5 protein-coding genes are annotated in these 4,958 nt (G+C 40.0%); all 5 read left to right on the forward strand.

What is annotated here, in order from left to right; all coding sequences use genetic code 11:
- The first annotated feature begins 32 nt into the window (after positions 1 to 32).
- Positions 33 to 269: a hypothetical protein gene (locus tag ACTHRE_RS10925; RefSeq protein ID WP_440345072.1), complete on the forward strand. Its 237-nt coding sequence runs from the start codon at positions 33 to 35 to the stop codon at positions 267 to 269.
- A gap of 298 nt (positions 270 to 567) precedes the next feature.
- Positions 568 to 2,073 carry an IgG-binding virulence factor TspB family protein gene (locus ACTHRE_RS10930; RefSeq protein WP_440345071.1) on the forward strand — a complete coding sequence of 502 codons (1,506 nt, stop codon included), beginning with the start codon at positions 568 to 570 and terminating at the stop codon, positions 2,071 to 2,073.
- A 3-nt stretch (positions 2,074 to 2,076) separates the two neighbouring features.
- A complete protein-coding gene (locus ACTHRE_RS10935) occupies positions 2,077 to 2,370 on the forward strand; it encodes a DUF2523 domain-containing protein (protein WP_108700080.1) in 294 nt (97 codons plus the stop codon).
- A complete protein-coding gene (locus ACTHRE_RS10940) occupies positions 2,367 to 3,533 on the forward strand; it encodes a zonular occludens toxin family protein (protein WP_377073775.1) in 1,167 nt (388 codons plus the stop codon). Before ACTHRE_RS10935 ends, ACTHRE_RS10940 begins: the two co-directional genes overlap by 4 nt.
- A 299-nt stretch (positions 3,534 to 3,832) precedes the next feature.
- Positions 3,833 to 4,795, forward strand: coding sequence for an IS110 family transposase (locus tag ACTHRE_RS10945; protein WP_070711712.1), 963 nt, complete (start codon positions 3,833 to 3,835; stop codon positions 4,793 to 4,795).
- The last annotated feature ends 163 nt before the right edge of the window (positions 4,796 to 4,958 follow it).

The following is a 4,958-nucleotide window of genomic DNA, read 5'->3' on the forward strand; positions in this document are numbered from 1 at the left end:
ATAGGTAGTGATAGGTAGTGATAGGTAGTGATATGGACGATGATTTTGAGTATGAACAAGGGGCTAGTTATGGTGGAGCAGATTATGGCTTTGGTGACTTTATGGAGCCTGACTCTGATCATGAAACGCACGAAGAGTATATGGAAAGGGTTTGGTCAGATGGTTATGACCAACATCAGGATTATTTAATTTTTCTGATTGATGCCGGTCTTATGCCCGAAGATAGTACGGTTGAAGACATGATAGCTAGTGGTTATGGTTCGTTTTAATGAAGAAGCGATATAATCTAACTTTCAGCAACCATTACGAAAGTTAGTATTATGTTTATCAGAAGTGAAAAAGATTTTTTCTATATCTCTGAATTTGAATTGGATGAATTATCTAAATTCTATTTAGAAAAACCTTTATCTTATGTGTTTTATTTATTTTTAAAAGAAACTGAATATTTAAAAAAATTCTCAATGAATAAGTGTATGAATTTTTATAATAGAATTGTTTTTGAGAAATCCTGTTTTGAAATTCTATTTAAAGATGATTCAGTTTTCAGTATAGGAAATGGCGAAATAAATGTTACGGGGTTTAATAATAATTTTTCTGTTTGTATTCAGCTTTAATTCTTATGCTACAGATTTACAGGTTAGAAACGGTAAGCTAAGTTATCCGTTAACTAAGGAATTTAATGAAAATGGCTTTAGAGCATGGAAAGTAATAGGCGGAGGTATAGAGCAGGAATATCAAGCTAGATTTGATAAAAGTTTACATGTAAGGGATGTATCAACAGGATTTAGATCTACTTCAACTGTACCTGTAACTTTTGAAGCCAAAGTATCCCGTAAAGTCGTTCTTCAAGGCGCATATCGCCTGGTAAAAGCAGGTGCAAAACTTGCTTTAAAAGGTCTACCATACGTTGGTGCTGCATCATATGCTTATGATGCCTATCAAGCCGTAAATCCCACATTAGAATCAGCCGGCTATCATTATTCTGAAAATGCCGATAGATACCTTAAAGTCTATGATAACGCTCTATGTATGGATAAATTTATGAGCCAACCCGGTTACTATTCCTGTGTTGGCGTAGATTCTTCTGTAATGCTTGCTCTTTCAAAGGGGGGACAATCGGCAAAAGATGCTGAAACCCTACTGACAATGCAAGTTCAGTCAGATTACGAAAAACTCCATAAAGAATTAATGGATGCCTATTATAAATCTGATAATTATTCTAGTGTATCTCCAAATTGTTTTTGGAATGGTTGGGGGGTTAGTTGCCGTATCAAAACCTTATTAATTGCATATAGATTTATAAAAAATTATTCTGAAGAACTAACGCCCGATAAGTTTTTAGAAATTGCAACACCTAAAATTGATAGTAATCCTACCCCTTTTATCGAAGGATCAGGCAGACCAGGCTACAACGAAAAAGTATCAGTCCCTGCCGGTACTGTTGTAACCATTGGCCCTGTCACTCCCGAAAATGGCAAGCCGGTGCAAATTACCATTACTTTCGGCAAAGATTCAAATGGTAATACAACGGCAAATGTTGCAACAACACAGCGTCCTGATTTGACACCGGGCGGATCTGAAGCACCTAATACAAAGCCTGATCCAGATCCTGCGCCTAATCCTGATGGAAAGCCCGATAAAAAGCCGGATGATAAACCCGATTCCGATGATAAGCCTGATAAACGTCCAGATGATAAACCTGATCCGGATGATGATCCATCTAATAAAGACAAAAGAAAAGAAGATAAAAAAGATGACAAGAAAGAAGAATCCAAAGGGTTACTCTGTAATATTTTCCCTGACATATTAGCTTGTTCAGAAAAAGGCGATGTAGAGGAACAAGAAGAACCTTTCAAAATTCCTCATACAAATAACGATACAACATTTAGCCCTGATTTCTTCCTACCCGATAATGGTGTTTGCCCTGCTCCAAGAACTGCAACCTATTTGGGCATAACCATGGAATTTAAATATGACATGATTTGTAATTTTGCCGAAATGATCCGATTCCTTGTGATTGGTATCGCTGCGGTAGCAGCAGCATATATCATGTTTTCAAGTAGAAAGGACTAAAGCATGAAAGCTGCGTTTTTCGCCATATTACAAAGGCTATTAACCTATATTGTTGCAAAAATATTTATTGCTCTTGGTATTAGTTTTGTAACTTATACAGGCTTTACAGTTGGATTAGGTTTTATAAAAGACTACGTAAAAAATCAGTTCAACTCAATGCCATCAGACATACTTCAAATTGTCATGATGGCAGGTTTCGGCCATGCATTAGGTCTGATATTCGGTGCATTTGCATTTAACGTTGCCATGCAAAGTATTAGCAAACTGTCATTTATTCCAGGGGGAAAAGCTAAATGATTATTTTACAAACTGGCGTACCGGGTAGCGGAAAAACTGCATCTGTTGTTAATATGCTGATGACAGACGAAAGCTACACCCACTTTACCGACAAAGACGGCGTAAAGAAAAAACGTCCATTGTTCGTCAACGGCATTCCTGAATTGAAGGTAGAACATGAAGAACTTACAGATGAACAAATTAAAGAAAAGCCATTTCAAGATTTTCTCCCTTATGGCTCGCTCGTCATCATAGACGAAGTGCAAAGGCTGATGGGCACACGTTCAGCAGCTTCAAAAGTACCTCCATTTATAGAAGCTTTGGCATTACATCGACATCATGGTTTAGATATTGTCCTGATTACTCAACATCCAAGTTATCTTGATAGTTTCGTAAGAAAGCTCGTTCAAAGGCATATGCACGTTTCAATCAAGCCAGTGGGACGTAAGCTTTACGAATGGAACGAATGCGTTGACCAGCCCGATAGCAGCGTCAATATTGCCAAAGCCATTGAGCGGACGTTTGTCGTGCCTAAAAAGACCTTTGGTATGTACAAATCCGCTGAAGTGCATACTAAGCCTAAACGCCGCATACCCAAAAGCCTGATATTCGTCGTCTTGTTTATACCGCTGTTGATAGGCTTTACCCTTTACACGATAAACAACATGAGCAAACGATTTAGCGCGGACGAACAACAAACGACGGCCACAACTGCCGCGTCTTCTGACGTAGATGGTACGTCTGAACCCCAAAATACCGCTGCTCCTGCTGATATAGGGCAAAACCTCAAACCCGAAGACTTTGTGCCAACGCTCGCCGAAAAGCCCGAAAGTAAACCCATTTATAACGGCGTCCGCCAAGTCAAAACATTTGAGTACCCCGTCGGCTGCGTCGATGGTGGCAAAAGCGGATGTACCTGCTATTCATCGCAAGGTACACCGTTGAAAGAAATCACTAAGGCAATGTGCAAAGACTACGCCAGAAACGGATTGCCGTTCAACCCATACAAGGACGAACAACAGGCAGCACAACAGCAACAGACCGCACCACAGACCGCCTATGAGCCTGAAAAAGGGCAAGTGCTTACGATGGGTGGCAAAAGCCCTCAAAACCTGATGTATGACGGCTATGTAGAGGCAGGGGAACAATTCCAGCAACGTGGAGGGACTGTCGGATCTAATTAATCAAGCTGCTTTTTACTGTGTTGATGTAGCCCTAAAGGCGGAATCAATATGGTAAAAAGTAGCACGGGGTGCGGGAACTCCCGCTACTTGAATACTAGGATAACTATCCGAAGCTGTAAGCCCTTTTATTCAGACGGCTTACAGGTTCGGATTAGCTACCCGAACCGAAAAACGCCCATCTTGAAACGGCCTAAGTCATCAGACTGTAGAAAAGATGAAGAGGGCGTTTTTTTGTTGTCTGAAAATTGAGTAGCATCAAAGAACACATAAAAGTGTGAATCTGCATAGTAAGGAAAATTATGAGAAACGCTGTCGGTTTGGATATATCGCAAAACACTTTTGACGCTGCCGCTATTGTCAATGGGCAACGTAAGCAAGCCCTGTTTGACAACAGCATCAATGGCTTTGAAAGCTTCAAAGCCTGGCTTGACGGTTTTGACTGTGAATTGCATATATGCATGGAAGCAACCGGCAATTACTTTGAAGACGTTGCCGACTATATCGGCCAGTTTTACATCGTATCCGTTATCAACCCTTACAAAATTAGTGAATACGGCAAAAGCCGTTTTCACCGCACAAAAACGGACAAACAAGATGCAAGGTTGATTGCCGAATATTGTCATACGGCCATGCCCAAAGACTTACCCGCTCGGCAAAAAATAAGCATAGGTCATTATCGCTTGAAACGTTTATTGGCTTTATATGAACAGCTTAAAACCCAAAAGACCGCCCAAAAGAACAGGCTGAAAGTAGCTAAAGACGATTTTGTTAGAAAAATTCATCAAGTTCAAATCCAAGAATTGGATCAACACATTCAGCAAGTCGAAGCAGAAATACAGGCAATCACAAATAGCAATCAAGACTTGAAAGCTGTTTCAGATCGTCTGCAAACCATTCCGGCTATTGGCAAACTAACAGCTGCTATACTCACAAACTATTTACTTAGTGGCGACTTTAAAACCGCTAATCAATTCACCGCCTTTGCCGGCTTGAATCCGCAACAAAAAGAATCAGGAACTAGCGTAAAAGGTCGTTCAAGCATGACACGCTACGGAAACAGACGGCTAAAATCAGCCCTGTTCATGCCTGCTATGGTTGCGCTCAACAGGAATTACTTTCCCGATTTTGTTAAACGTTTGAAAGCCAAGAATAAACCAAAGATGCTGATATTAGGTGCGCTTATGCGTAAGCTGCTTGTCGTGGCCTACTACGTTTACAAAACACAAAAACCTTACAATCCTGAACGCTACAAACCTGCATAATGTTTGTATAAAATAACAAAGCTGTTTTTGCCTGAATGTCAATCAAAAACAGCTTAAAACGCTTGCGCCCTGAGTAATTACATAAAATAAATATCAAGATAAATTAACATGATATAAAAATTACTCGAAATAGGGCTAGACGGCTAAAGTAGCATCTTTTCTT

Origin of the sequence: Neisseria sp. P0001.S007, assembly GCF_051963655.1 — a bacterium.
Taxonomy (GTDB): domain Bacteria; phylum Pseudomonadota; class Gammaproteobacteria; order Burkholderiales; family Neisseriaceae; genus Neisseria; species Neisseria subflava_A.